This is a genomic window from Citrobacter telavivensis (assembly GCA_009363175.1).
In the GTDB taxonomy this organism is placed as follows: Bacteria; Pseudomonadota; Gammaproteobacteria; order Enterobacterales; family Enterobacteriaceae; genus Citrobacter_A; species Citrobacter_A telavivensis.
In genome coordinates this window covers 4,420,323-4,442,671 of record CP045205.1, presented here as the reverse complement: position 1 = coordinate 4,442,671, position 22,349 = coordinate 4,420,323, and the positions used below count along the sequence as shown (strand labels likewise).

Annotated in this window: 24 protein-coding genes and 1 other RNA gene; 16 read left to right on the top strand and 9 right to left on the bottom strand. The window is 55.1% G+C overall.

Translation table 11 applies throughout. From position 1 onward, the window contains the following. From ppiD to GBC03_23710, 3 genes are all read left to right on the top strand, one after another. Positions 1–1,875, top strand: coding sequence for a peptidylprolyl isomerase (ppiD, locus tag GBC03_23720; GenBank protein ID QFS72993.1), 1,875 nt, complete (start codon positions 1–3; stop codon positions 1,873–1,875). A 150-nt stretch (positions 1,876–2,025) separates the two neighbouring features. Further along, positions 2,026–2,406 (top strand): hypothetical protein, encoded by a 381-nt coding sequence (locus tag GBC03_23715; protein ID QFS72992.1) that lies wholly within the window; start codon positions 2,026–2,028, stop codon positions 2,404–2,406. A 213-nt stretch (positions 2,407–2,619) separates the two neighbouring features. Continuing rightward, the gene (locus tag GBC03_23710) at positions 2,620–3,018 is read left to right on the top strand and encodes a YbgC/FadM family acyl-CoA thioesterase (protein ID QFS72991.1); all 399 of its coding nucleotides are present in this window, start codon (positions 2,620–2,622) and stop codon (positions 3,016–3,018) included. Between the two features lie 105 nt (positions 3,019–3,123). On the opposite strand, the gene queC is transcribed toward GBC03_23710, so the two are convergent. Beyond that, positions 3,124–3,819, bottom strand: coding sequence for a 7-cyano-7-deazaguanine synthase QueC (gene queC / locus GBC03_23705; GenBank protein ID QFS72990.1), 696 nt, complete (start codon positions 3,817–3,819; stop codon positions 3,124–3,126). Positions 3,820–3,883: 64 nt separating this feature from the next. Next, the gene (locus tag GBC03_23700; GenBank protein ID QFS72989.1) at positions 3,884–5,584 is read right to left on the bottom strand and encodes an SgrR family transcriptional regulator; all 1,701 of its coding nucleotides are present in this window, start codon (positions 5,582–5,584) and stop codon (positions 3,884–3,886) included. A gap of 99 nt (positions 5,585–5,683) precedes the next feature. Between GBC03_23700 and cof the strand changes: the two genes are divergently transcribed. Beyond that, the gene (cof, locus tag GBC03_23695; protein QFS72988.1) at positions 5,684–6,502 is read left to right on the top strand and encodes an HMP-PP phosphatase; all 819 of its coding nucleotides are present in this window, start codon (positions 5,684–5,686) and stop codon (positions 6,500–6,502) included. Between the two features lie 46 nt (positions 6,503–6,548). Here cof and GBC03_23690 read toward each other — a convergent pair whose 3' ends face one another. Further along, the gene (locus GBC03_23690) at positions 6,549–7,604 is read right to left on the bottom strand and encodes a pyridoxal-phosphate dependent enzyme (protein ID QFS72987.1); all 1,056 of its coding nucleotides are present in this window, start codon (positions 7,602–7,604) and stop codon (positions 6,549–6,551) included. Positions 7,605–7,716: 112 nt separating this feature from the next. Between GBC03_23690 and GBC03_23685 the strand changes: the two genes are divergently transcribed. From GBC03_23685 to amtB, 5 genes are all read left to right on the top strand, one after another. Continuing rightward, positions 7,717–8,175, top strand: a complete 459-nt coding sequence (locus tag GBC03_23685) for a winged helix-turn-helix transcriptional regulator (protein ID QFS72986.1) — start codon at positions 7,717–7,719, stop codon at positions 8,173–8,175. A 45-nt stretch (positions 8,176–8,220) separates the two neighbouring features. Further along, the gene (locus GBC03_23680) at positions 8,221–9,993 is read left to right on the top strand and encodes a SmdA family multidrug ABC transporter permease/ATP-binding protein (GenBank protein QFS72985.1); all 1,773 of its coding nucleotides are present in this window, start codon (positions 8,221–8,223) and stop codon (positions 9,991–9,993) included. Then, positions 9,986–11,764, top strand: a complete 1,779-nt coding sequence (locus GBC03_23675) for a SmdB family multidrug efflux ABC transporter permease/ATP-binding protein (protein ID QFS72984.1) — start codon at positions 9,986–9,988, stop codon at positions 11,762–11,764. The genes GBC03_23680 and GBC03_23675 overlap by 8 nt, the downstream gene beginning before the upstream one ends. Positions 11,765–11,987: 223 nt before the next feature. Next, positions 11,988–12,326 (top strand): P-II family nitrogen regulator, encoded by a 339-nt coding sequence (gene glnK / locus GBC03_23670; protein QFS72983.1) that lies wholly within the window; start codon positions 11,988–11,990, stop codon positions 12,324–12,326. Between the two features lie 31 nt (positions 12,327–12,357). Continuing rightward, positions 12,358–13,644, top strand: a complete 1,287-nt coding sequence (gene amtB, locus GBC03_23665; protein ID QFS72982.1) for an ammonium transporter AmtB — start codon at positions 12,358–12,360, stop codon at positions 13,642–13,644. A gap of 78 nt (positions 13,645–13,722) precedes the next feature. Here amtB and tesB read toward each other — a convergent pair whose 3' ends face one another. After that, on the bottom strand, positions 13,723–14,583 hold the full coding sequence (gene tesB / locus GBC03_23660) for an acyl-CoA thioesterase II (protein ID QFS72981.1): 861 nt from the start codon (positions 14,581–14,583) through the stop codon (positions 13,723–13,725). Positions 14,584–14,795: 212 nt separating this feature from the next. On the opposite strand from tesB, the gene GBC03_23655 reads away from it, so the two are divergent. Then, the gene (locus GBC03_23655) at positions 14,796–15,365 is read left to right on the top strand and encodes a hypothetical protein (protein QFS72980.1); all 570 of its coding nucleotides are present in this window, start codon (positions 14,796–14,798) and stop codon (positions 15,363–15,365) included. 31 nt (positions 15,366–15,396) lie between these two features. Here GBC03_23655 and GBC03_23650 read toward each other — a convergent pair whose 3' ends face one another. Next, a complete protein-coding gene (locus GBC03_23650; protein QFS72979.1) occupies positions 15,397–15,786 on the bottom strand; it encodes a methylated-DNA--[protein]-cysteine S-methyltransferase in 390 nt (129 codons plus the stop codon). 84 nt (positions 15,787–15,870) lie between these two features. Here GBC03_23650 and ffs point away from each other — a divergent pair. The 3 genes from ffs (at position 15,871) to GBC03_23635 (ending at position 16,632) form a co-directional block, all read left to right on the top strand. Next, an RNA gene (gene ffs / locus GBC03_23645) (signal recognition particle sRNA small type) lies at positions 15,871–15,967 on the top strand. A gap of 198 nt (positions 15,968–16,165) precedes the next feature. After that, positions 16,166–16,417 (top strand): hypothetical protein, encoded by a 252-nt coding sequence (locus GBC03_23640; GenBank protein ID QFS72978.1) that lies wholly within the window; start codon positions 16,166–16,168, stop codon positions 16,415–16,417. Further along, a complete protein-coding gene (locus tag GBC03_23635; GenBank protein ID QFS72977.1) occupies positions 16,414–16,632 on the top strand; it encodes a hypothetical protein in 219 nt (72 codons plus the stop codon). Before GBC03_23640 ends, GBC03_23635 begins: the two co-directional genes overlap by 4 nt. On the opposite strand, the gene GBC03_23630 is transcribed toward GBC03_23635, so the two are convergent. Then, positions 16,629–18,056: an aminotransferase class I/II-fold pyridoxal phosphate-dependent enzyme gene (locus tag GBC03_23630; GenBank protein QFS72976.1), complete on the bottom strand. Its 1,428-nt coding sequence runs from the start codon at positions 18,054–18,056 to the stop codon at positions 16,629–16,631. The two genes, GBC03_23635 and GBC03_23630, sit on opposite strands and share 4 nt — an antisense overlap. Positions 18,057–18,140: 84 nt before the next feature. On the opposite strand from GBC03_23630, the gene GBC03_23625 reads away from it, so the two are divergent. Continuing rightward, positions 18,141–18,737: a hypothetical protein gene (locus GBC03_23625; GenBank protein ID QFS72975.1), complete on the top strand. Its 597-nt coding sequence runs from the start codon at positions 18,141–18,143 to the stop codon at positions 18,735–18,737. Between the two features lie 82 nt (positions 18,738–18,819). After that, positions 18,820–19,173, top strand: coding sequence for a DUF1428 family protein (locus GBC03_23620; GenBank protein ID QFS72974.1), 354 nt, complete (start codon positions 18,820–18,822; stop codon positions 19,171–19,173). Positions 19,174–19,212: 39 nt separating this feature from the next. Here the strand turns inward: GBC03_23620 and GBC03_23615 are convergent, their stop codons facing one another. Then, on the bottom strand, positions 19,213–20,763 hold the full coding sequence (locus GBC03_23615) for an EAL domain-containing protein (protein ID QFS72973.1): 1,551 nt from the start codon (positions 20,761–20,763) through the stop codon (positions 19,213–19,215). 222 nt (positions 20,764–20,985) lie between these two features. On the opposite strand from GBC03_23615, the gene GBC03_23610 reads away from it, so the two are divergent. Beyond that, entirely contained in the window at positions 20,986–21,126 is a 141-nt protein-coding gene (locus tag GBC03_23610; GenBank protein ID QFS72972.1) for a 50S ribosomal protein L36, read from the top strand. Positions 21,127–21,177: 51 nt separating this feature from the next. Here GBC03_23610 and GBC03_23605 read toward each other — a convergent pair whose 3' ends face one another. Beyond that, positions 21,178–21,648, bottom strand: a complete 471-nt coding sequence (locus tag GBC03_23605; GenBank protein QFS72971.1) for a hypothetical protein — start codon at positions 21,646–21,648, stop codon at positions 21,178–21,180. A 114-nt stretch (positions 21,649–21,762) separates the two neighbouring features. Next, a complete protein-coding gene (locus GBC03_23600; protein ID QFS72970.1) occupies positions 21,763–22,314 on the bottom strand; it encodes a maltose O-acetyltransferase in 552 nt (183 codons plus the stop codon). Positions 22,315–22,349 lie beyond the last annotated feature (35 nt).

The window sequence follows — 22,349 nt, the reverse complement described above, 5'->3', positions numbered from 1 at the left end:
ATGATGGACAGCTTACGCACGGCTGCAAACAGTCTCGTGCTCAAGATTATTTTCGGAATCATTATCGTGTCGTTCATTCTGACCGGCGTGAGTGGTTACCTGATTGGCGGAGGCAACAACTACGCCGCTAAAGTGAATGACCAGGAAATCAGCCGTGGGCAGTTTGAGAATGCGTTCAACAGCGAACGTAATCGCATGCAGCAGCAGTTGGGCGATCGGTATTCTGAGCTCGCGGCGAACGAAGGTTACATGAAAACGCTGCGCCAGCAGACGCTCAATCGTTTGATTGATGAAGCGCTGCTTGACCAGTATGCCCGCGAACTCAAACTGAGTATCAGCGACGAACAGGTGAAACAGGCCATTCTCTCCACGCCGGCATTCCAGGTGGACGGCAAGTTTGATAACAACCGCTACAACGCGATTGTGAATCAGATGGGGATGACCGCTGACCAGTATGCGCAGGCGCTACGTAATCAACTGACCACTCAACAACTCATCAGCGGCGTCGCAGGCACCGATTTCATGCTCAAAGGCGAGACCGATGAACTGGCGGCGCTGGTCTCTCAGCAGCGTATCGTCCGTGAAGCCACGATTGACGTTAACGCGCTTGCTGCAAAGCAGTCGGTGACGGACCAGGAAGTGGCCAGCTATTATGAGCAGAACAAAAATAGCTTCATGACCCCGGAACAGTTCCGCGTCAGCTACATCAAGCTGGATGCGGCGTCGATGCAAAAGCCGGTGAGTGATGAAGATATTCAGTCTTATTACGATCAGCACCAGGATCAGTTCACGCAGGCGCAGCGTAACCGTTACAGCATCATCCAGACCAAAACGGAAGATGAAGCGAAAGCGGTGCTGGACGCGCTGAACAAAGGCGGTGACTTTGCTGCTCTGGCGAAAGAAAAATCTGCCGATATCATCTCTGCCCGCAACGGCGGCGATATGGGCTGGCTGGAAGAAGCCACCACCCCGGATGAACTGAAAAATGCTGGACTGAAAGAGAAAGGTCAGCTTTCTGGCGTCATTAAATCCTCTGTTGGCTTCCTGGTCGTACGTCTGGACGACATTCAGCCGGCAATTGTGAAGCCGCTGAACGACGTTCGCGATGATATCGCCGCGAAAGTGAAACAGGAAAAAGCGCTGGATGCTTACTTTGCCTTACAGCAGAAAGTGAGCGACGCGGCGAACAATGACACGGAATCTCTGGCCGGTGCCGAACAGGCGGCTGGTGCGAAAGCGGTACAAACTGGCTGGTTCAGCCACGACAACCTGCCGGAAGAGCTGAATTTCAAACCGGTATCTGACGCCATTTTTGATGGTGCTCTGTTGGGGGAAAACGGCGCGCCGGGCAGAAACTCCGATATCATCACCGTGGATGGTGACCGCGCGTTTGTCCTGCGTATCAGTGAGCACAAGGCAGAAGCCGTGAAGCCGCTGTCTGAAGTGAAAGATCAGGTTACGGCGCTGGTTAAGCACAACAAAGCAGAGCAGCAGGCTAAACTGGATGCGGAAAAACTGTTGGTTGAGCTGAAGGCCGGTAAAGGCGCTGAAGCAATGAAAGCCGCAGGTCTGAGCTTTGGCGAGTCTAAAACGCTGAGTCGTACGGGTCAGGATCCGGTTAGCCAGGCGGCGTTTGGTCTGAGCCTGCCGGCGAAGGACAAGCCGAGTTATGGCGTTGCCAACGATATGCAGGGCAATGTGGTTCTGTTGGCGCTGGACGACGTGAAAGCGGGTTCGATGCCGGAAGAGCAGAAGAAAGCGATGGTTCAGGGGATCACCCAGAACAATGCGCAGATTGTCTTTGAAGCGCTGATGAGTAACCTGCGCAAAGCGGCGAAAATTAAAATCGGCGATGCAATGGATCAGCAGCCGTAATCGTCGAGGCTTCTCGCAAATCATTGCACTACCGTTGCAACTCCTGAAGGCCGCTTTCGCGGCCTTTTCCATTTCTGAAATTTGCCATTTGTTCGTTGGGTTTCGCCTCGCTATCGTGATTCCACTGTTAACAAACAAGGAGAAAACAGTATGAAACATGGAATCAAAGCGTTGCTTATCACTCTTTCATTTGCCTGCGCAGGTATGACGCAAAGCTCGCTGGCGGCGACATCGACAGCGGCTGCGAAAAGCGCGGTGGTGGAGACTAACGCGCAAGCACCGGCCGCAGGGCAAAACAAAGCCGCTGTTCCGGCGAAAGCCGGCGCCGAGGAGGGCACCAGGGTTAGTATTAATACCGCGTCGGCAGAGGAGCTGGCACGGGCGATGAATGGCGTTGGTCTGAAGAAAGCGCAGGCGATAGTCAGCTACCGTGAGGAATACGGCCCGTTTAAAACGGTGGAGGATCTCAAGCAGGTGCCGGGGATGGGAAATTCGCTGGTAGAACGTAATCTGTCAATTTTAACACTTTAATAACTTGCGCAGTGGCAAAAATTTGCCAGGATAAGAGAGGTCATACCAGTTATGGCCTCTCTACTCATGTCTTTCAAGCTACAGATGCGTTGGCTACGTTCGTTCGCGAGTCACTTACTTTAGTAAGCTCATCGGGACTCACTGACTTGCCGCCTTTTTGCAACTGGAAATCCATAGAGTACATTCTTATAAAAAACGTAAGGTTTCTGCGCTATGCAAACACAGATTAAAGTTCGTGGTTATCATCTTGATGTCTATCAGCACGTGAATAATGCCCGCTACCTTGAGTTCCTGGAGGAAGCGCGCTGGGATGGCCTGGAGAGCAGCGATAGCTTTCAATGGATGACTGCCCACAATATCGCCTTCGTGGTGGTCAATATTAATATCAACTATCGTCGCCCGGCGGTGCTGAGTGACCTGCTGACCGTCACCAGTCAGGTACAACAGCTAAACGGGAAAAGCGGTATTTTGAGTCAGGTGATTACGCTGGAGCCTGAAGGGCAGGTGGTGGCCGATGCGCTCATTACGTTCGTCTGTATCGATCTGAAATCGCAAAAAGCGCTGCCGCTGGAAGGGGAGTTACGCGAAAAACTGGAACAGATGGTGAAGTAACGTCTTATTGCCTGATGGCACTGCGCTTATCAGGCCGACATGTTCATCGCGTGTTGCGAGTAGGCCGGATAAGGTGCCAGCACCGCCATCCGGCGAAACCCACACCTACTTCAGCCCGGTTTTTTGCTTCATTGCGGCCATCACGGCCGGTTTATCCGCCAGATAATGATTCAGGCCATTTGCACGCAGATTACAGGCCGCACAGTGGCCGCAACCGTCACCCTTAATGCCGTTGTAGCAGGTCAGCGTTTGTTCACGCACCAGATCCAGCTTGCCCCAATAGTCTGCCAGCGCCCAGGTTTCAGCTTTATCAAGCCACATCAGCGGCGTTTCAAAGCGGATATCCTTCGCCATCCCTAGTTTGATCGCATGATTCAGCGCTTCGACAAAATCATTACGGCAGTCAGGGTAACCAGAAAAGTCGGTCTCACAGACGCCGGTAATCACCGCTTCCGCTTTCACCTGATAAGCATAAATCGCCGCCAGAGTCAGAAACAGAATATTGCGTCCAGGGACAAAGGTGTTAGGGATCCCATCGGCATCCGGTTCGTAATCCGGAACCGGGATGTTGTCACGGGTCAGACTGCTGACGGCCAGTTCACTCAGCAGCGTCACATCCAGTACTTTGCGCGCGCGCGCGCCCAGATTCAGAGCCAGATCACGTGCAACATCAATCTCTGCGCGATGGCGTTGACCATAATCAAAGGTCACGCAATGCACTTCATCATACTGATGCAGCGCCTGCACCAGACAGGTGGTGGAGTCCTGACCTCCACTAAATACTACGACGGCACGTTTCATGGTTTGTCCTGATCATTCACAAAAACGTTATGGTAGCGCCAGAGTTGCGCCTCGACCAGCTTCTTCACGATGCCGGTGGCGGCAGCCAGGCTTCAGTGAACTCAAACCAGCCACGCGGGTTCAGGCGCACTCCGTTCACGCCCGGCGGCGCGCTGATGCGATAGTGATAGTTAAACAGCGGCGTCAGCGTGGCGTCATTCATCAGGCTGGCGAAAACTTGTTGTAGTGCGGCAAAACGATGTTCCTCTTCTGGTCTGTTTTGCAACGCATCCAGCGTGGCCTGAAGATGCGAGAACGTCGGTGCATCAAGCACGTGCGGCCAGAGCGAATCGCAACGCAACCACTGTTCGAGAGTATATTCGGGCGCTTCGCCAATCAGTCGGTCTCCCATCATCAGATCCGCTTCGGCAAGCTGTTGACAGCCATCCCAGGTTTTCGCGTTATGAAAAACCAGCGTCAGTTCGCAACCGAGGGTTGCCAGCGTATGGCGCAGACGTTCTGCCATGGTATGCAGTTCCACCGGCAGGTGATAAACCAGCGTCATTTTTTTCGGCAGCTCAACCTCTTCCAGCCCCTCCCACTGCGGGATGGCCCAACCAGGCAACAGTTCATTACAGGGCGTAATCAGGTTTTCCCTCACATCCAGCGTTTGCAGCAGCGAAGAACGATGGATGAGGCTTACCAGCCGACGAGCCTGTAGTGGCGTCAGACGAGGGCTCTTTTTCAGCGTGAGATAGCAAAAACCGAGGCTGATGCCGGTGCTCACCGGGCTTACCGTCGCGAGCTCTTCGGGTTTGCCAATGGTTATCTGCACCGGATGGCGACAGCTGGTACCCAGATCCTGCGCAAAAAGCTGGGGGGTTATCCAGTACTCAATGGCTTTCAACAACGGATGTGCGAGATGGTAATGGTCGTGGCTTTCCAGACGTACCAGCTCAGGCGTGAATAGAGTCAGGCGAAAAGGACCTGTTCCTATGATGGGGTGCTCTGGATGCGCCAGCAGGCTGCCGTAGCTTGCCAGCCGATGCGCCAGCCAGAAATCCGGGCGGTGCAGGATAAACGTCAGACACTGAGGATGCGTCACCTCAATATGCTTTACGCTGATAAACAGCCGGTTCAACGCCGGGAGTTCGCGCAACATCAGCAGCCGCTGATGCAATTGTGCGGTCTCTACCGCGTCGCCATTGTGCCAGAACAGCGTCGAGCGAATATAGAAGTCCCAGCGCAAGCCGTCGGCGGAGATGTCCCAATGGTGGGCTAAATCCCCGCAGGGAAGCTGCGTCTGGCTGTCAAAGCGCGTCAGACCGGAGAAAATCTGCCCCGCCAAATGCTGCTCGGCACGCCCTGGAAGAAAACCGGGATGTAGCGGATCAAGCTGGCGGTAATAGGGAATACGCAGCGTTGGCGTATCGTTTTGCCATTGACCGCCCATAAAGGGCTGCAGCATCGCCCGCAGTTCACCGGGCGCCAGTTGCGCCAGTTCCAGTACGCTAAGCTGTTGACCCTTTTCCAGCGCCTGTTCCATCATCGCGGTGCGCAATGATTCCGGGGTCACCAGAAATCGCAGGTGTCCGCGCTTTCCGCGTCCGGACTGCGCTTCCCAGATCAGCCAGCCAGACTCCTGCGCCTGGCGTAACAACGTGCGGACGTGCCGCTCGCTACAGAAGCAGCGTTCAGCCAGTTCTCCGACGGTCACGTTCTGCGGTTCGCCGTTAGACGGCTGCCAGAGTCGCTGGTATTGATTAAGCCGATTGAGAAGTCGCATATAAACCCGGAACAATTCCTTTTATCTATTCACTATTACTTCCGTATATATCAGGTGATACTCAATCACAAGTTAATCCGTCACAGAGTGGAGAAAGAGATGGCACGCCTGGCTGCATTTGATATGGATGGCACCCTGCTGATGCCGAATCACCTTTTGGGTGATGAAACGCTTTCGACTCTGGCGCGTTTACGCGAACGCGATATTACCCTGACGTTTGCCACCGGGCGTCATGTGCTGGAAATGCGCCATATTCTCGGCACCTTTTCACTCGATGCTTTTCTGATTACCGGTAACGGGACGCGCATCCACTCGCTGGAAGGCGAGGTACTGCATCGTCAGGATCTGGATCCAGCGGTTGCGGAGATAGTCTTGCATCAGCGCTGGGACACGCGGGCGAGCATGCATGTCTTTAACGATAATGGCTGGTTTACCGGGCAAGAGATCCCCGAGATGCTACATGCTCACGTTTACAGCGGATTTCGCTATCAGATCGTGGATGTCGCGCGCATCCCGGCTGATCGGGTGACCAAAGTCTGCTTCTGTGGCGATCACGACGATCTGACGCGGTTGAAAATTCAGCTTGAAGAGGTGTTAGGCGCGCGAGCCCATCTTTGCTTCTCGGCGGTCGATTGCCTGGAAGTGCTGCCGGTAGGCTGTAACAAAGGTTCTGCGCTGGAGGTACTGAGCGGACATCTGGGCCTGTCGCTGGCCGAATGTATGGCGTTTGGCGACGCCATGAACGATCGCGAAATGCTCGGTAGCGTCGGCCGTGGCCTGATCATGGGCAATGCCATGCCGCAACTTATTGCTGAACTTCCCCATTTACCGGTGATTGGTCATTGTCGCAATCAGGCGGTATCACACTTTTTGACACATTGGCTGGACTATCCAAATCTACCTTATTCCCCCGAATGAGAGACCCTACCAGCACCGGGCGTATGCCCGGTTTTTTTTATTTGATTTAATTCACATTCAACAACCGGGCCAGCTCCGCTTTCCACGCTGTGAGATCGCCAATATGGGCGCTCACCCATTCGGCATGGTAGTAGGTGTCCAGATAGCGCTCGCCGCTGTCGCACAGCAGCGTCACCAGCGAACCGGTTTGCCCGGCTTCACGCATACGGGCGGCGAGTTGCAGCATGCCCCACATGTTGGTGCCCGTTGAGGCCCCCACTTTGCGGCCCAGTTGCGTTTCCAGCCAGTGCGCGGTCGCCACGCTGGCGGCATCAGGTACGCGCAGCATCTCATCGACCACGTCGGCAATAAATGACGGTTCAACACGCGGACGCCCAATCCCCTCAATTTTACTGCCGACAGGGCTACGCAGCGTGGCGTCACGCGACTGCCAGAAAGACAGGAAAACCGAGTTTTCCGGGTCCACCACCATCAGTTGCGTATCGTAACCCTGGCAGCGAATGTAGCGACCAATGGTCGCAGAGGTCCCGCCGGTTCCGGCGCTCATGACAATGTGTTTCGGGACGGGATGCGGCTCGCACTGCATCTGGCGGAAGATGCTGTCGGCGATATTGTTATTACCCCGCCAGTCGGTGGCGCGTTCGGCATAGGTGAACTGATCCATATAATGACCATTCAACTCGCGCGCCAGCTGTTCTGAGGCGGCATAAATCTCGCAGGCGCTGTCCACGAAATGGCAACGACCGCCGTAAAATTCAATCTGTTCGATTTTCCGTTTTGCCGTGCAGGCGGGCATGACGGCAATAAACGGCAGTCCCAGCAGGCGGGCAAAATAGGCTTCGGACACGGCCGTTGACCCGGAAGAGGATTCGATAATGGTTGTTCCTTCTTTAATCCAGCCGTTGCACAGCCCATAGAGGAACAGCGAACGCGCCAGCCGGTGCTTCAGGCTACCGGTCGGGTGGGTGCTTTCATCTTTCAGATAGAGTTGGATACCCGGAAATGCGGGTAACGGCAGGCGGATGAGATGTGTGTCAGCCGAGCGCTGATAATCCGCGTTAATCTCATTGATGGCATTTTTTACCCAGGTGCTGTTCATCATTAATATCCATTTGTCATTTTGTGCCAAGAGTAACGAAAAGCACGGAAAAAATTGTTGCCATTTAGCCTTTAAAATAGAATAGAAGGAGAAAATTCTTCTCTGAGGTGCCGGTATGCTAGATAAAATTGACCGTAAGCTGCTCTCCTTGTTGCAGCAGGACTGCACCCTCTCTTTGCAGGCGCTGGCGGATGCCGTTAATCTGACCACCACCCCCTGCTGGAAGCGCCTCAAACGGCTGGAGGATGATGGCATTCTGGTTGGCAAAGTCGCGCTGCTGGACCCGGAAAAACTGGGCCTGGGGTTAACGGCCTTTGTGCTCATCAAAACCCAGCATCATAGCAGTGACTGGTATTGCCGCTTCGTGACGGTGGTCAGTGAGATGCCGGAGGTGCTGGGCTTCTGGCGTATGGCTGGGGAGTACGACTACCTGATGCGGGTTCAGGTTGCCGACATGAAGCGCTATGACGACTTCTACAAACGTCTGGTAAACAGCGTTCCCGGTCTGTCGGACGTCACATCGAGCTTTGCCATGGAACAGATTAAATACACAACTGCACTGCCAATCGAATAACTCTCCCGGCACGATTTGCCGGAAAATCAGGTCAGGACATATTACGTGCGATTATTTGCTCAATTAAGCTGGTATTTTCGCCGGGAGTGGCGTCGCTACCTCGGGGCGGTTGCCTTGCTTATCATCATCGCTATTTTGCAACTCATTCCGCCAAAAGTCGTCGGTATTGTGGTGGATGGCGTGTCCACGCAACACTTTACGCCGCAACAGATAATGATGTGGATTGGCACCATCGCTCTGATTGCCGTCGTGGTCTATCTGCTGCGCTACGTCTGGCGCGTGCTGCTGTTTGGCGCCTCTTACCAACTGGCGGTAGAGTTGCGCGAAGATTACTACCGCCAGCTCAGTCGTCAGCATCCTGAATTTTATCTGCGCCACCGCACCGGTGATTTAATGGCCCGCGCCACCAATGACGTCGACCGCGTGGTCTTTGCCGCAGGGGAAGGGGTTTTAACGCTGGTGGATTCGCTGGTGATGGGCTGCGCGGTGCTGATCGTGATGTCCACGCAGATCAGCTGGCAGCTCACGCTGTTTGCACTGCTGCCGATGCCGGTGATGGCGCTGATGATCAAGCGCTACGGCGATCGTCTGCATGACCGTTTCAGATTAGCGCAGGCGGCATTCTCCAGTCTCAACGATCGTACTCAGGAGAGCCTGACCAGCATTCGCATGATCAAAGCGTTTGGTCTGGAGGATCGGCAGTCCGCGCTGTTTGCCGCTGACGCGGAAGATACGGGGAAGAAAAACATGCGCGTGGCGCGCATCGATGCCCGCTTTGATCCGACGATTTATATCGCCATCGGGACGGCGAACCTGCTGGCTATCGGCGGCGGCAGCTGGATGGTGGTGCAAGGTTCGCTGACGCTGGGACAGTTGACCAGTTTTATGATGTACCTCGGGTTGATGATTTGGCCGATGCTGGCGCTGGCGTGGATGTTTAACATCGTGGAGCGCGGCAGTGCGGCTTACGGTCGTATTCGCGCGATGCTGGCCGAAGCGCCGGTGGTGGACGATGGTAGCGAACCGGTGCCGGAAGGGCGGGGGGAACTGGCGGTGGCGATCCGTGAGTTTAGCTACCCGCAAACCACACATCCGACGCTGGAAAACGTCAACTTTCGACTTGAAGCCGGACAGATGCTGGGTATCTGCGGGCCAACCGGCGCGGGTAAAAGTACCGTGTTGTCGTTGATTCAGCGCCATTTCGATATCACCCAGGGGGAGATCCGCTTTCATGATATCCCCCTGTCACGCCTGCAACTGGACAGCTGGCGCAGCCGGCTGGCGGTAGTTAGTCAAACGCCATTTCTGTTTTCGGATACCGTGGCCAACAACATTGCGCTGGGCTGCCCCAGCGCCACACAGCAGGATATTGAACACGTGGCGCGCTTAGCCAGCGTGCATGAGGATATTCTCCGCCTGCCGCAGGGATACGACACCGAAGTTGGCGAGCGCGGCGTGATGCTCTCCGGCGGTCAGAAACAGCGTATCTCGATTGCGCGGGCGCTACTGTTGAATGCCGAAATCCTGATCCTGGATGACGCACTGTCGGCGGTGGACGGGCGAACGGAGCACCAGATCCTGCACAATCTGCGCCAGTGGGGAGAAGGGCGAACGGTGATCATCAGCGCGCATCGCCTTTCGGCGCTGACCGAAGCGAGCGAAATTATCGTGATGCAGCATGGGCATATCGCTCAGCGCGGCGATCACGAAGCGCTGGTGCAGCAGACGGGCTGGTATCGCGATATGTACCGCTATCAGCAACTGGAAGCGGCGCTCGATGATGTGCCGGAAAAAGACGAGGAGGCGGCAAATGCGTAGTTTTGGGCAGTTATGGCCGACCCTCAAACGCCTGCTGGCCTATGGTTCTGTGTGGCGAAAACCGTTAGGCATTGCGGTGATTATGCTGTGGGTCGCGGCGGCTGCGGAAGTCAGTGGTCCGCTGCTGATCAGCTACTTTATCGACAATATGGTGGCAAAAAATAACCTGCCGCTGGGGATGGTGGTCGGGCTGATTGCCGCCTATCTTGGGCTGCAGGTTCTCGCTGCCAGTCTGCACTATGCTCAGTCGCTGCTGTTTAACCGCGCGGCGGTCGGTGTGGTGCAGCAATTGCGTACCGACGTGATGGATGCCGCGCTGCGCCAGCCGTTGAGTGAATTTGACATTCAGCCCGTCGGGCAGCTTATTTCGCGCGTGACGAACGATACCGAAGTGATCCGCGATTTGTATGTCACGGTGGTGGCGACGGTTCTGCGCAGCGCAGCGCTGATTGGCGCGATGCTGGTGGCGATGTTCAGTCTCGACTGGCGCATGGCGCTGGTGGCAATTCTTATCTTCCCGGCGGTGCTGGTGGTGATGATTATCTATCAGCGTTACAGCACGCCGATTGTCCGCCGCGTGCGGGCTTATCTCGCCGATATTAACGACGGCTTCAACGAAGTCATCAACGGTATGAGCGTGATCCAGCAGTTTCGCCAGCAGGCGCGATTTGGTGAACGTATGGGAGAAGCCAGCCGCTCACATTATCTGGCGCGCATGCAGACGCTGCGTTTAGACGGTTTTTTATTGCGGCCTCTGCTGAGCCTGTTTTCCGCGCTCATTCTCTGTGGCCTGTTGATGCTGTTCAGTTTTACGTCGGCAGGGACAATTGAAGTCGGGGTGCTCTACGCCTTTATCAGTTACCTGGGACGCCTGAATGAACCGCTGATCGAACTGACCACTCAACAGTCGATGCTGCAACAGGCGGTGGTAGCAGGGGAGCGCGTGTTTGAACTGATGGACGGGCCGCGCCAGCGTTATGGGCAGGACTCGCGTCCGCTGGCGTCCGGGCAGATTGACGTCGAGGATGTGTCGTTTGCCTATCGCGACGATAATCTGGTGCTGCAAAATGTCAGCCTTTCCGTGCCGTCCCGCAGTTTTGTCGCGCTGGTGGGGCATACCGGCAGCGGTAAAAGTACTCTCGCCAGCCTGTTGATGGGCTATTACCCGCTGAGTCAGGGGGAAATTCGCCTTGATGGGCGTCCATTACGTTCGCTGAGCCACAGCGCACTGCGTCAGAGTGTAGCAATGGTGCAGCAGGATCCGGTGGTAATGGCGGATTCCTTCCTGGCGAACGTGACGCTGGGGCGAGATATCTCCGAAGAGCAGGTGTGGCAGGCGCTGGAGACGGTGCAACTGGCGGAACTGGCGCGCGGGATGAGTGAAGGTATTCATACGCAACTTGGTGAGCAGGGGAATAATCTCTCTGTCGGGCAGAAACAGCTGCTGGCGCTGGCGCGAGTGCTGGTGGCAACGCCGCAGATCCTGATCCTCGACGAAGCGACCGCCAGCATCGATTCGGGCACCGAGCAGGCCATTCAGCACGCGCTGGCGGCCGTGCGTGAACACACCACGCTGGTGGTGATTGCGCACCGGCTGTCGACCATTGTGGAGGCAGACACCATTCTGGTGCTTCATCGTGGACAGGCCGTAGAACGCGGTACCCATCAACAGCTGCTTGCGGCGCAGGGGCGCTACTGGCAGATGTATCAGCTCCAGCTTGCCGGCGAAGAGCTGGCGGCAAGCGTGCGTGAGGAATCGCTTCCCGCCTGATGCACCGGCGTTGCCGGGCCGCTTCGGCGGTGGTGCAAAAATGTAACGCATCATGCACTGTCATGGTGCGTTTTTCTTTTCCCGCTCCATTTCCCTTTCTGAATCGCCCGCCAGACGGCCTGTAGAACAGACACTGACTCCGCTTTTTCAATTCTGGCATACCCCTTGCAATACCTCTGTCGTGTAGTCGCACCACATGCCGAATTCTGACTGGAGGGGATCTATGAAGCTGGTTACCGTGGTAATCAAACCGTTCAAACTGGAAGACGTTCGCGAAGCGCTCTCTTCTATTGGTATTCAAGGGCTGACCGTCACCGAAGTAAAAGGGTTCGGACGTCAGAAGGGTCATGCCGAGTTATATCGGGGTGCAGAGTACAGCGTCAACTTCCTGCCTAAAGTGAAGATTGATGTGGCCATTGCCGACGACCAACTGGATGAAGTGATCGATGTCATCAGCAAGGCGGCCTATACCGGAAAAATTGGCGACGGCAAAATTTTCGTCGCGGAGCTGCAACGCGTCATTCGTATTCGCACCGGCGAAGCCGACGAAGCGGCGCTGTAAAGCCTGGCACACAGTAACGGGAAACGACAAAATGAAGATAGCAACGATGAAAACGGGCCTTGCTTCGCTGGCGCTGCTGCCAGGTCTCGCGATGGCTGCTCCGGCAGTGGCAGATAAAGCCGATAACGCCTTTATGATGATTTGTACCGCGCTGGTGCTGTTTATGACCATACCGGGTATCGCCCTGTTCTACGGCGGTTTGATCCGCGGGAAGAACGTCCTGTCGATGCTGACGCAGGTTACCGTCACCTTTGCGCTGGTGTGCATCATGTGGGTGGTGTTCGGCTATTCACTAGCGTTCGGCGAAGGGAACAGCTTCTTCGGTAACTTCAACTGGGTGATGCTGAAAAACATTGAGCTGACCGCCGTGATGGGCAGCATTTACCAGTATATTCATGTTGCTTTCCAGGGATCGTTTGCCTGCATTACCGTCGGCCTGATTGTCGGTTCGTTGGCTGAACGTATCCGTTTCTCCGCGGTTCTTATCTTCGTGGTGGTCTGGTTGACGCTTTCCTACATTCCGATTGCCCATATGGTATGGGGCGGCGGCCTGCTGGGATCGCACGGTGCGCTGGACTTTGCGGGCGGTACGGTGGTGCATATCAACGCCGCGATTGCCGGCCTGGTCGGCGCCTACCTTATTGGCAAACGTGTAGGCTTTGGCAAAGAGGCGTTCAAACCGCATAACCTGCCGATGGTCTTTACCGGTACGGCGATCCTCTATATTGGCTGGTTTGGCTTTAATGCCGGTTCGGCGGGGACGGCGAACGAGATTGCCGCGCTGGCCTTTGTGAACACCGTTGTGGCGACGGCCGCCGCGATTCTCGGCTGGATCTTCGGCGAGTGGGCGCTGCGCGGTAAACCGTCTTTGTTGGGCGCGTGCTCAGGGGCGATTGCTGGTCTGGTTGGCGTCACGCCTGCCTGTGGTTACATTGGCGTCGGCGGTGCGTTAATCATCGGCGTGGTGGCAGGAGTGGCCGGACTGTGGGGCGTGACCATGCTCAAACGTCTGCTGCGTGTTGATGACCCGTGCGATGTGTTTGGTGTCCACGGCGTCTGCGGGATTGTCGGCTGTATTCTGACCGGGGTCTTTGCCTCAAGCGCGCTGGGCGGCGTGGGCTTCGCTGAAGGGGTAACGATGGGACATCAGTTGCTGGTGCAGCTTGAGAGCATCGCCATCACCATCGTCTGGTCTGGCGTTGTGGCCTTCATCGGTTACAAGCTGGCGGATTTGACGGTAGGTCTGCGCGTACCGGAAGAACAAGAGCGCGAAGGGCTGGATGTGAACAGCCACGGCGAGAATGCCTACAACGCATAACAGAAAAATGCCCGGTGAGGTTAACCGGGCAACCATCGGATACCGCCGGATGCGAAGCCCACGCCATCCGGCTTTTTCTTAGTTGCGATTGCGCATCACCCCTTCCTGAACGGTCGACGCCACCAGTTTACCGTCCTGCGTGTAGAACTCGCCGCGAACAAATCCACGCGCGCTGGAGGCCGACGTGCTTTCCACGCTGTAAAGCAGCCATTCGTTCAAATCAAACGGGCGGTGGAACCACATGGAATGGTCGATCGTGGCAATCTGAATCCCTTTTTCCAGGAAACCAATACCGTGAGGTTGCAGGGCCACGGGCAGGAAATTGAGATCGGAGGCGTAGCCTAACAGATACTGATGGACGCGGATGTCGTTGGGTAACGCACCGTTCGCGCGGATCCATACCTGGCGCGTAGGTTCTGCCACATGGCCTTTTAGCGGGTTATGAAATTCAACGGGGCGCACTTCCAGCGGGCGATCGCAGAGAAATTTATCCTTTAAAATCGGCGGCAGGAGGTGTGCTACCGTCCGGGCAATGTCGGTTTCTGATGTTAACCCCTCCGGCGCGGGAGCGTGCGGCATGGTTTTCTGATGTTCGAAACCGGCTTCTGGCGCCTGGAACGAGGCGGTCATATAAAAGATGGGTTTTCCGTTCTGGATGGCGGCAACGCGGCGGGCGCTGAAGCTGTTACCGTCGCGCAGAACTTCCACATCGTAAATAATGGGTTGCTGGCTGTCGCCGGGGCGTAAAAAATAACTGTGAAACGAGTGGACCTGGCGTTCTTCTGGTACCGTTTCTTTCGCCGCATACAGCGCCTGACCAACGACCTGTCCACCAAATACCTGACGCAACCCTAAGTCTTCACTTTGGCCCCGAAAGAGTCCTTCCTCAATTTTTTCCAGATTCAACAATGTCAGCAAATTATTCAGTGCCTGACTCATACATGCTCTCCAGGTAACAACGACGCCGAAGCGAGATAGGCAGAGTATAACGCAATTTTAGAAGTGGTCCGATGGGTGCAATAGTCTGAAAAACAGACCAATTCCAGGCAAAAATAAGTGATGTGTGCCACACTTAGCTACGTTACGTTTTTGTTAACCACTCTTCCGGCGGGAGGAAAACCCGCTGGTGCAGAGATGATAAGGAGAATTTAATGAAGCTCATGCACATGGTAAGTGGTTTAGCGGTAGCAGTTGCTCTGGCCGCCTGCGCGGATAAAAGCGCTGATATCCAGACGCCAGCGCCGAACCCAAACACTTCAGCAACGGCCGCGCAGCCTGCGATTGCGCAACCTAATGTCTCGGGTACCGTATGGATCCGTCAGAAAGTGGCCTTGCCACCAGACGCCGTACTGACCGTGACTCTGTCGGATGCGTCGCTGGCCGATGCACCGTCGAAAGTGCTGTCCCAGAAAGCGGTTCGTACCGAAGGGAAACAGGCGCCATTCAGCTTCGTCTTGCCGTTTAATCCGGCTGACGTGCAGCCGAACGCTCGTATTCTGCTGAGTGCGGCGATTACGGTGAATGACAAACTGGTGTTTATTACCGATACCGTTCAGCCGGTCATCAACCAGGGCGGCACGAAAGCCGATCTGACCCTGGTGCCGGTCCAGCAGACGGCAGTGCCTGTTCAGGCAAGCGATGGGGCAGCGACCACTGTGCCTTCAACCTCGCCGACGCAGGTGAACCCGTCTTCCGCAGTGCCTGCCCCGACGCAGTACTAAGGCCTGTCTGACCCTCTCCATCTGGAGAGGGTCAATAATTCCAGCGATACCGCTGCAAATCGATCTGCCCGCTCCCGGACACTATAATACCTTCCGCCAGTAATGCCTGCCGTTGCCGCTGTAGATCGGGACCGGTCAGCGAAATTGCGCCGTGCCGATTCACCACCCGATGCCAGGGCAGAGTGCTGCCTTCGGGTAAACGTTTGAGCACGCCGCCAACCTGCCTGGCCGCGCGCGGAGAGCCCGCGAGCATCGCGACGTCGCCATAAGTGGTGACGCTGCCTTCGGGAATGGAGGCAACAATTTGCCAGACGCGTTGAGGGAAAGTGTCTTGTCTATCCATGGTTTCTTCCTGCGGTAATCCTTCAGCATAATCTGGAATGGCGGGCGCGGGAAGTTCCATTGCGCAAGAAACCAGCATCTGACTGCCGATGGCTTGCAATTACAGGGGGCAGCAGTGATAATGCGCCTGCGCGTTGGTTAACAACGCTCTCAATGGGGGCTCTGTTGGTTCTCCCGCAACGCTACTCTGTTTACCAGGTCAGGTCCGGAAGGAAGCAGCCAAGGCAGATGACGCGTGTGCCGGGATGTAGCTGGCAGGGCCCCCACCCATTTCTGCCGTCCGGCATCACATCTTCGTTTCTCTTCTTGTTGTTGTCATGGTTTTGTCATTTTTTTGTCATCAAATGCTGGCAGAGTGTCTTTGGGATGTTAAATCCTGGCGCTCCATTCTCTTATCACGCCGTGGCGATCCTGTCGTCGCCGGAGCCGTGTTTTGCCTGTCCACAAGGATTTTTACGATGGCTACTGCAGTACTGAATGTCAAAATTGATGAAACGTTAAAAGAAAAACTTCGTCATTACGCTGAAGTGAATAATGAGAATTTAAGCATCACGACAGAAAAACTGCTGCTGATAGCCTTCGACGCGGCGGCAGAGGCGGGGGTCTCGGCTGGCGATATCGATAGCCAACATACGGAAGAGTCTTTTGTTGAGCCACTGACTCCTAAAGAAATCAAAGCATTGCGCAGACTACTGAAGAAGAAAAAATGAAACAGCAAACGCTCTCCATCGCCAGTAACTATGGCGAAGCCTGTGAATTGCTCCGCTCGGGTTATGTTAAGCATGTTTGCCTGAGCTGGAACGTCGGCAGCGATGAATTTTTCCGCATTGCCTCAGACTGGTGCGATGCTGGCGCCAAAATAAAGAAAGAGGGTGATAACTTTATTATTTCCCTTAAAGGTTTCCCGGTTCCCCGCCAGCATTAAATAATCTTACGCACCTTACCGCTACTGGACTGTAGACGCAGTGTTTTCCAGAGCGGTTCCAGGGTGTTAAAGGCCTCGCGCAGGGTGGCTTCCGGCAAGGCAAACGGCATGCGTAAGAAACGATCAAACGCCCCCGCGAGCCCAAAGCGAGTGCCCGTACCCAGTTGAATCCCGACGCTTTCCGCCCGTGTGGCGAAGAGCGTCGCCAGCGTATCCGGTAATTCCACCCAAAAAGATAATCCGCCCTGCGGTTGCTGATAGCGCCACTCGGGAAAGTGCCTGTGCATCAGCGTATCGCAGAGCGCGCGCCGTGCGGCTAACTGTTGTCTGCGCTGCGGCAAAAATGAATCGGCATTATCCAGCAACCACGTAGTGGCAAGCTGTTCGATGACCGGCGAGCCCAGATCAACCGTATCCCGCGTTTGCACCAGCGCGGCGATGGTCCGTGATGGCGCGCGAACCCAGCCCAGACGCAGTCCGCCCCAGAAACTTTTGCCCGCCGAACCCAGCATGATCACCGGGGCATCGCGATGATACGCCGCCAAAGGCGGAGGCGGCGGGGCGTCGTACCAAAGATTCACCATCGTTTCGTCGATCACCAGCGTCGTACGCGTACGGGCAGCGATATCTGCGATGACTTGTCGCGTCTCATCATTCATACACCGCCCGGTGGGATTGTGAAAATCCGGCATCAGATAGGCCATTCTCGGTGACGTTTGGGCGATCGTTGCGGCCAGTCCATCCGTATCCCAACCCTCTGCGGGTAAGGAAACGCCTACCGGTCGACAGGAGGCTCCCTGAATGGCGGCAATGGCCAATGGGTACGTCGGGTGATCGACCACCACACGATCGCCGGGACCGGTCAGTAAGCGCAGAATCAGTGCCAGACCGCTGACCGCGCCGTTAACCACCATGATTTCATCCGCCGTTGTCGGAAGACCTCGCGCACAGTAATGACGGGCGAGCGATTCACGTAAGCAGGGCAATCCCTGCGGCTGATATCCCGACGTCAGTAAATGCGGCGGCATCGCAAACAGCGCCTGCTGATAAGCCTGATGGATTTCGGGTCCGGCACTGAGGGCGGCGGTGGAGAGATCCAGCGCCATCGTCGTACCGGCTCGCGTCGGCACTTCGCGAATATGACCCGGCAGAATCACGCGCGAGCCACTGCCGTGCCGACTTTCCAGATATCCCTCTTCCCGCAGTTGCGCCAGTGCGCTGGCCACGGTGGTCCGGCTGACGTCGAGGACCGCTGCCAGTTCACGTTCTCCGGGCAAACGGCTGTCGAGCGCCAGACGTCCGTCGAGGATCAGCAGACGCAGCGCTTCTGCCAGTTGCCGCCAGAGCGGGGTTCTTGATGTGCTGTCCTGCCAGTGCCCGAGCAGACGCTGGAGAGATTGACTTCCATAACGACGTGATGACATTGCAGTCCACTTTTTCAAAACTGGTCATTAATCATAATGCCAATTATAGAGAAGATGAATGCTATCTGAACGGGGAGGGTGAAAATGGGGCGTCGTCTGGTTCAACTTTACTTTGGGCTGGCTCTGTATGGGGTATCAACCGCGATGTTTGTGCGCGCGGATTTAGGTGCCGATCCGTGGAACGTGTTCCATCTTGGGCTGGCAAACCTGTTGTCGATGAAAATTGGCGTGGTGATGATTATCGTCGGGGCGCTGGTACTTTTGCTGTGGATCCCCCTGCGTCAACGTCCTGGGCTGGGCACCCTCAGCAATGTGATTGTGATCGGACTTGCCGCCGATGCCGCGCTGGCGGTGATGCCGGATTTCTCCTCCCTCCTCGTGCGCAGCCTCATGCTGGTGGCCGCCGTGGTGGTGAATGCCCTGGCGACGAGTATGTACATTGGCGCAGGCTTTGGTGCCGGGCCAAGAGACGGCCTGATGACCGGCATTCACGCCCGCACGGGATGGTCGGTGCGTACCATCCGTACGGCGATAGAAGTCTCTGTTTTATTAAGCGGCTGGCTGCTCGGCGGCACGCTTGGCGTTGGCACCGTGCTGTATGCGCTGGCGATTGGGCCGTTGATCCAACTCTGTCTGCCGTGGTTTCGCTATAAACCCCGGGCGCGGATTCAGACAGCATAGAAAGGAGAGGGCGACTACACTTACTCACGACTGACGCGGCTGGAATTGGCTTGCCGCGCAGTGGACTTCGGAGGTTTTTCTCATGAAGTATGTGGATGGGTTTGTCCTTGCCGTACCCGCCGAAAACAAGGAGGCTTATAAGGCGATGGCGGCAAAAGCAGCACCATTGTTTAAGGAGTTTGGTGCGCTTCGCATTGTGGAATGCTGGGCCGACGATGTGCCCGATGGCAACGTCACCGATTTTCGCATGGCGGTGAAAGCCGAGGAACACGAAGAAGTGGTATTCAGTTGGATTGAGTACCCGTCGAAAGAAGTGCGGGATGCGGCGAATCAGAAGATGATGTCCGATCCGCGCATGAAAGCGTTCGGCGAGTCGATGCCGTTTGATGGTAAACGCATGATTTATGGCGGATTCTCTCCTATTATCGACGACTAGCGTGACTGGCTGTGCGGCGTGCCGCCAGCCATCTCTGCGTTATAAGCGTTTTTCCGCCCACAGAATAAACGCCTCTTTGGGCAGCGCTTTGCTGTACAACCAACCCTGTCCGTAATGGACGCCGTGCTGGCGCAGCCAGTCCTCCTGATTTGCCGTTTCAATCCCTTCTGCGACCATTTTCAACTTCAGCGTTTTGGCCATTTCAATGATATGTGGCGTCACGTTTTTGTACTCCAGCGCATCGACAAATGATTTGTCGATTTTCAGGATATCCACGTCCAGATTCTGCAAATAGCTAAGGCTCGAATAGCCGGTGCCAAAATCATCAATATAGATAGCATGTCCCGCTTTGCGGTAACGGGAAATGATTGGTGAGCTGGTCTTCGGATCGGCAAATCCCCGCTCCGTCAGTTCCAGAGCAATCTGCGAAGGGGCAAGCTGATACCGGTTAAGCAGTTTACTGAGCAGCGTCGGGAGTTTTTCAGAGGCGAGATCCGCAGCCTCAATGTTAATGGAAATATGCTGATCGGGATGCTGTTTCAGCCATTTCCCCATATCCTCAAATACCGTTTCGATAATTAAGCGGGTGAGTTGTTCGGTGAGACCGGTCTGTTGGGCCAGAGTGATGAAAATGTCAGGTGACAAGTAGCTGCCGTCGGTTTGCGGCCAGCGCGCCAGCGCTTCGCCCCCCACTATTTTTCCTGTCGATAACGAAATGATGGGCTGGTAATGAACCTTAATGTCGCGGTTGTTAATGGCATCCTGCAATCGGTGATGTGGTGACTGGAGACGACGCAGAATGCGCAGAATAAAGGCGGCGGCCAGCAGCCCTATCAGGATACCGGCGGGAACCCAGATCAGCGCCTGCTGGTACCAGATTTTCTGTAGCGGAAGAGTGGACGCCCAACTGACGATGGTAATGCCCATTTCCGGGAAGGGGCGAATCTCATAAATAATGCCATGACTTTCCAGATGGCGAGGCGTGGTTTCCTGGGTAAATTGCAGGATATTCGGTGCAAGCGCGCCACTGCTGGCAATGACGGTATTGTGTTTTGCGCCGATAATCGCAACATCAATCTGCCAGGCGCCAAAAGGGACTACGTCGATAAAGGAGGCGGGATCGATCATCACAATGTAGTCGCCATAGCCCAACGCCGCCATGTAGCGCTTGAATCCCAGATCGTTTTGCGCGGTAAACCATGCGCGGTAGCCGTCGTTGGTGATTTTCATGGGCGGAGGGAATGCGGCGGTTTGACTTTCCTGCTCCAGGGATGAGCAGCGTGGCGCGTTGTTTTGCAGATACAGCACTTCCTGGACATAACGATAGCTGAAGGAGATCCGCCGCATAGCCAGTAAGTGTTCACGTGAGCACGGCACGCTCTTCACGGCGTTAATCTGCTGTAATGCTTGTTTCGCCTGGGTCACCACACGCTCTGAACGTTCAGAGACGCGCGCTGAGTAGGTATCCAACTCTTCAATGAATTTCTTTTCGACCTGGCGATGAGCGATCCAGACACTCAGCCCAACCGGAAGCAATACGGAGAGGATAAGCACTCCCGTCACCAGACTGACCAGATGTCGTGTTCTCACGCAGATATCCTTAATAACGCATTGTAGGGAAAGTATATCCGATCGCGAAAAAAGCCCTGTAAATGATGTCGTTAATCTGCCGGGTTTTTGATGGAAGCGTGGATTTTTACCGTTTTCGCCACGAAAGAACCGATATAAAGACAGAAAGGATTGAACCGCAGCGCGTTCAGCGATAAAGCAATGTTATGTTATAACATATATAATGAGGTTGATGAGGATAACATGCAGGTCTTGAATTCATTACGTAGCGCAAAGCAGCGCCATCCTGACTGTCAGATAGTAAAGCGCAAAGGGCGTTTATATGTGATTTGTAAAAGCAACCCGCGTTTTAAAGCGGTACAGGGAAGAAAAAAACGGCGTTAAAGAAAGGAGAGGGCCGGATAGGAGAAATGACTATCCGGCAACACGAATGGGTTATGGCGTGGCTTCTGCACGGGCAAGGGTAAAGATATCGTAAAACGACAGTTCGCCCTTACGCGTCAACATTTTCTGTAATTGCGCTTTGCATTCATCATCGACACGCGGGGAGTGAAGGATGGTGCTAATCAGCGCTGAAGGTACAAACCGGGTGTTGTACCACTCGCCGTTGTAACACACCCTGAAATCCAGCACGTCGATATCTTCATAGCGATAGCGCGGGGCGACATCAAAAAAGAAAAAGCCGTTGAGGACGACAAACAGCACGACCAGCAGCCAGACAGAGTCTACCAGCGTTTCTGATTGCAACATGACCGCCAGCGTGGCAAACCAGGCGACGTACATCCCAATAAACAAACCAGGATGCTTGCGAATAAAGCTGATGCTAAAGCGGGGCTTGTTATCGCGCTTCTCGCGAACGTTCAGATCGTCGATGGTTTCGGTGAGCAGGCGTTGTATTTCTGTCATTTTTTGCCTTCGTGATTTTCGCTACTTACAGGGGAACGCCCTATTTTAAGTGGGCGATTAGCGTGAAGAAAGTAACAGATCAATCACAATTTAGCATAACAGTTACAATTCCGTTTACAGTGTTTTAATAATCCGTGCCGGATTACCGCCCACCACCACGTTAGCCGGTACGTTTTTGGTCACCACCGCGCCGGAGGCGACAACCACGTTGTCACCAATGCTGACGCCGGGATTAATGACCGCACGCCCACCAATCCAGACATTATTACCAATCGTGACGGGCTTGCCGAATTCCAGTCCACTATTGCGCTCTGTCGCATCCAGCGGATGTGTGGCGGTATAGATATGGACGCCGGGAGCCAGCATACAGTTATCACCAATATGAATCGGGCAGACGTCGAGCATGACGCAGTCGAAATTGGCGTAAAAGTCTTTACCCAGAAAGATATTGTAACCGTAGTCACAGCGAAATGGCGGCTCTATGTAGGGCTGATCGCACTGGCCTAACAGGGTGTGGAGGATTGCCAGGCGTTCGGCTTTTTCATCCGGGGCGGTGAGATTGTAGCGGTGAACGAATCGACGCGCCTGCAACCTGTCATGGCGCAGGGTTTCATCTGCCGGGCGATATCGCTCACCCGCTATCATTTTCTGTTTCTCGTCACTCATCCTGCGCTCTCTGACTGTTCACCGGTGAGGTACTA

Coding starts and splice junctions, on each gene's coding strand:
- ppiD (QFS72993.1), top strand. CDS start 1: ATGATGGACAGCTTACGCACGGCTGCAAACAGTCTCGTGCTCAAGATT.
- GBC03_23715 (QFS72992.1), top strand. CDS start 2,026: ATGAAACATGGAATCAAAGCGTTGCTTATCACTCTTTCATTTGCCTGC.
- GBC03_23710 (QFS72991.1), top strand. CDS start 2,620: ATGCAAACACAGATTAAAGTTCGTGGTTATCATCTTGATGTCTATCAG.
- queC (QFS72990.1), bottom strand. CDS start 3,819: ATGAAACGTGCCGTCGTAGTATTTAGTGGAGGTCAGGACTCCACCACC.
- GBC03_23700 (QFS72989.1), bottom strand. CDS start 5,584: ATGCGACTTCTCAATCGGCTTAATCAATACCAGCGACTCTGGCAGCCG.
- cof (QFS72988.1), top strand. CDS start 5,684: ATGGCACGCCTGGCTGCATTTGATATGGATGGCACCCTGCTGATGCCG.
- GBC03_23690 (QFS72987.1), bottom strand. CDS start 7,604: ATGATGAACAGCACCTGGGTAAAAAATGCCATCAATGAGATTAACGCG.
- GBC03_23685 (QFS72986.1), top strand. CDS start 7,717: ATGCTAGATAAAATTGACCGTAAGCTGCTCTCCTTGTTGCAGCAGGAC.
- GBC03_23675 (QFS72984.1), top strand. CDS start 9,986: ATGCGTAGTTTTGGGCAGTTATGGCCGACCCTCAAACGCCTGCTGGCC.
- glnK (QFS72983.1), top strand. CDS start 11,988: ATGAAGCTGGTTACCGTGGTAATCAAACCGTTCAAACTGGAAGACGTT.
- amtB (QFS72982.1), top strand. CDS start 12,358: ATGAAGATAGCAACGATGAAAACGGGCCTTGCTTCGCTGGCGCTGCTG.
- tesB (QFS72981.1), bottom strand. CDS start 14,583: ATGAGTCAGGCACTGAATAATTTGCTGACATTGTTGAATCTGGAAAAA.
- GBC03_23655 (QFS72980.1), top strand. CDS start 14,796: ATGAAGCTCATGCACATGGTAAGTGGTTTAGCGGTAGCAGTTGCTCTG.
- GBC03_23650 (QFS72979.1), bottom strand. CDS start 15,786: ATGCTGGTTTCTTGCGCAATGGAACTTCCCGCGCCCGCCATTCCAGAT.
- GBC03_23640 (QFS72978.1), top strand. CDS start 16,166: ATGGCTACTGCAGTACTGAATGTCAAAATTGATGAAACGTTAAAAGAA.
- GBC03_23635 (QFS72977.1), top strand. CDS start 16,414: ATGAAACAGCAAACGCTCTCCATCGCCAGTAACTATGGCGAAGCCTGT.
- GBC03_23630 (QFS72976.1), bottom strand. CDS start 18,056: ATGTCATCACGTCGTTATGGAAGTCAATCTCTCCAGCGTCTGCTCGGG.
- GBC03_23625 (QFS72975.1), top strand. CDS start 18,141: ATGGGGCGTCGTCTGGTTCAACTTTACTTTGGGCTGGCTCTGTATGGG.
- GBC03_23620 (QFS72974.1), top strand. CDS start 18,820: ATGAAGTATGTGGATGGGTTTGTCCTTGCCGTACCCGCCGAAAACAAG.
- GBC03_23610 (QFS72972.1), top strand. CDS start 20,986: ATGCAGGTCTTGAATTCATTACGTAGCGCAAAGCAGCGCCATCCTGAC.
- GBC03_23605 (QFS72971.1), bottom strand. CDS start 21,648: ATGACAGAAATACAACGCCTGCTCACCGAAACCATCGACGATCTGAAC.
- GBC03_23600 (QFS72970.1), bottom strand. CDS start 22,314: ATGAGTGACGAGAAACAGAAAATGATAGCGGGTGAGCGATATCGCCCG.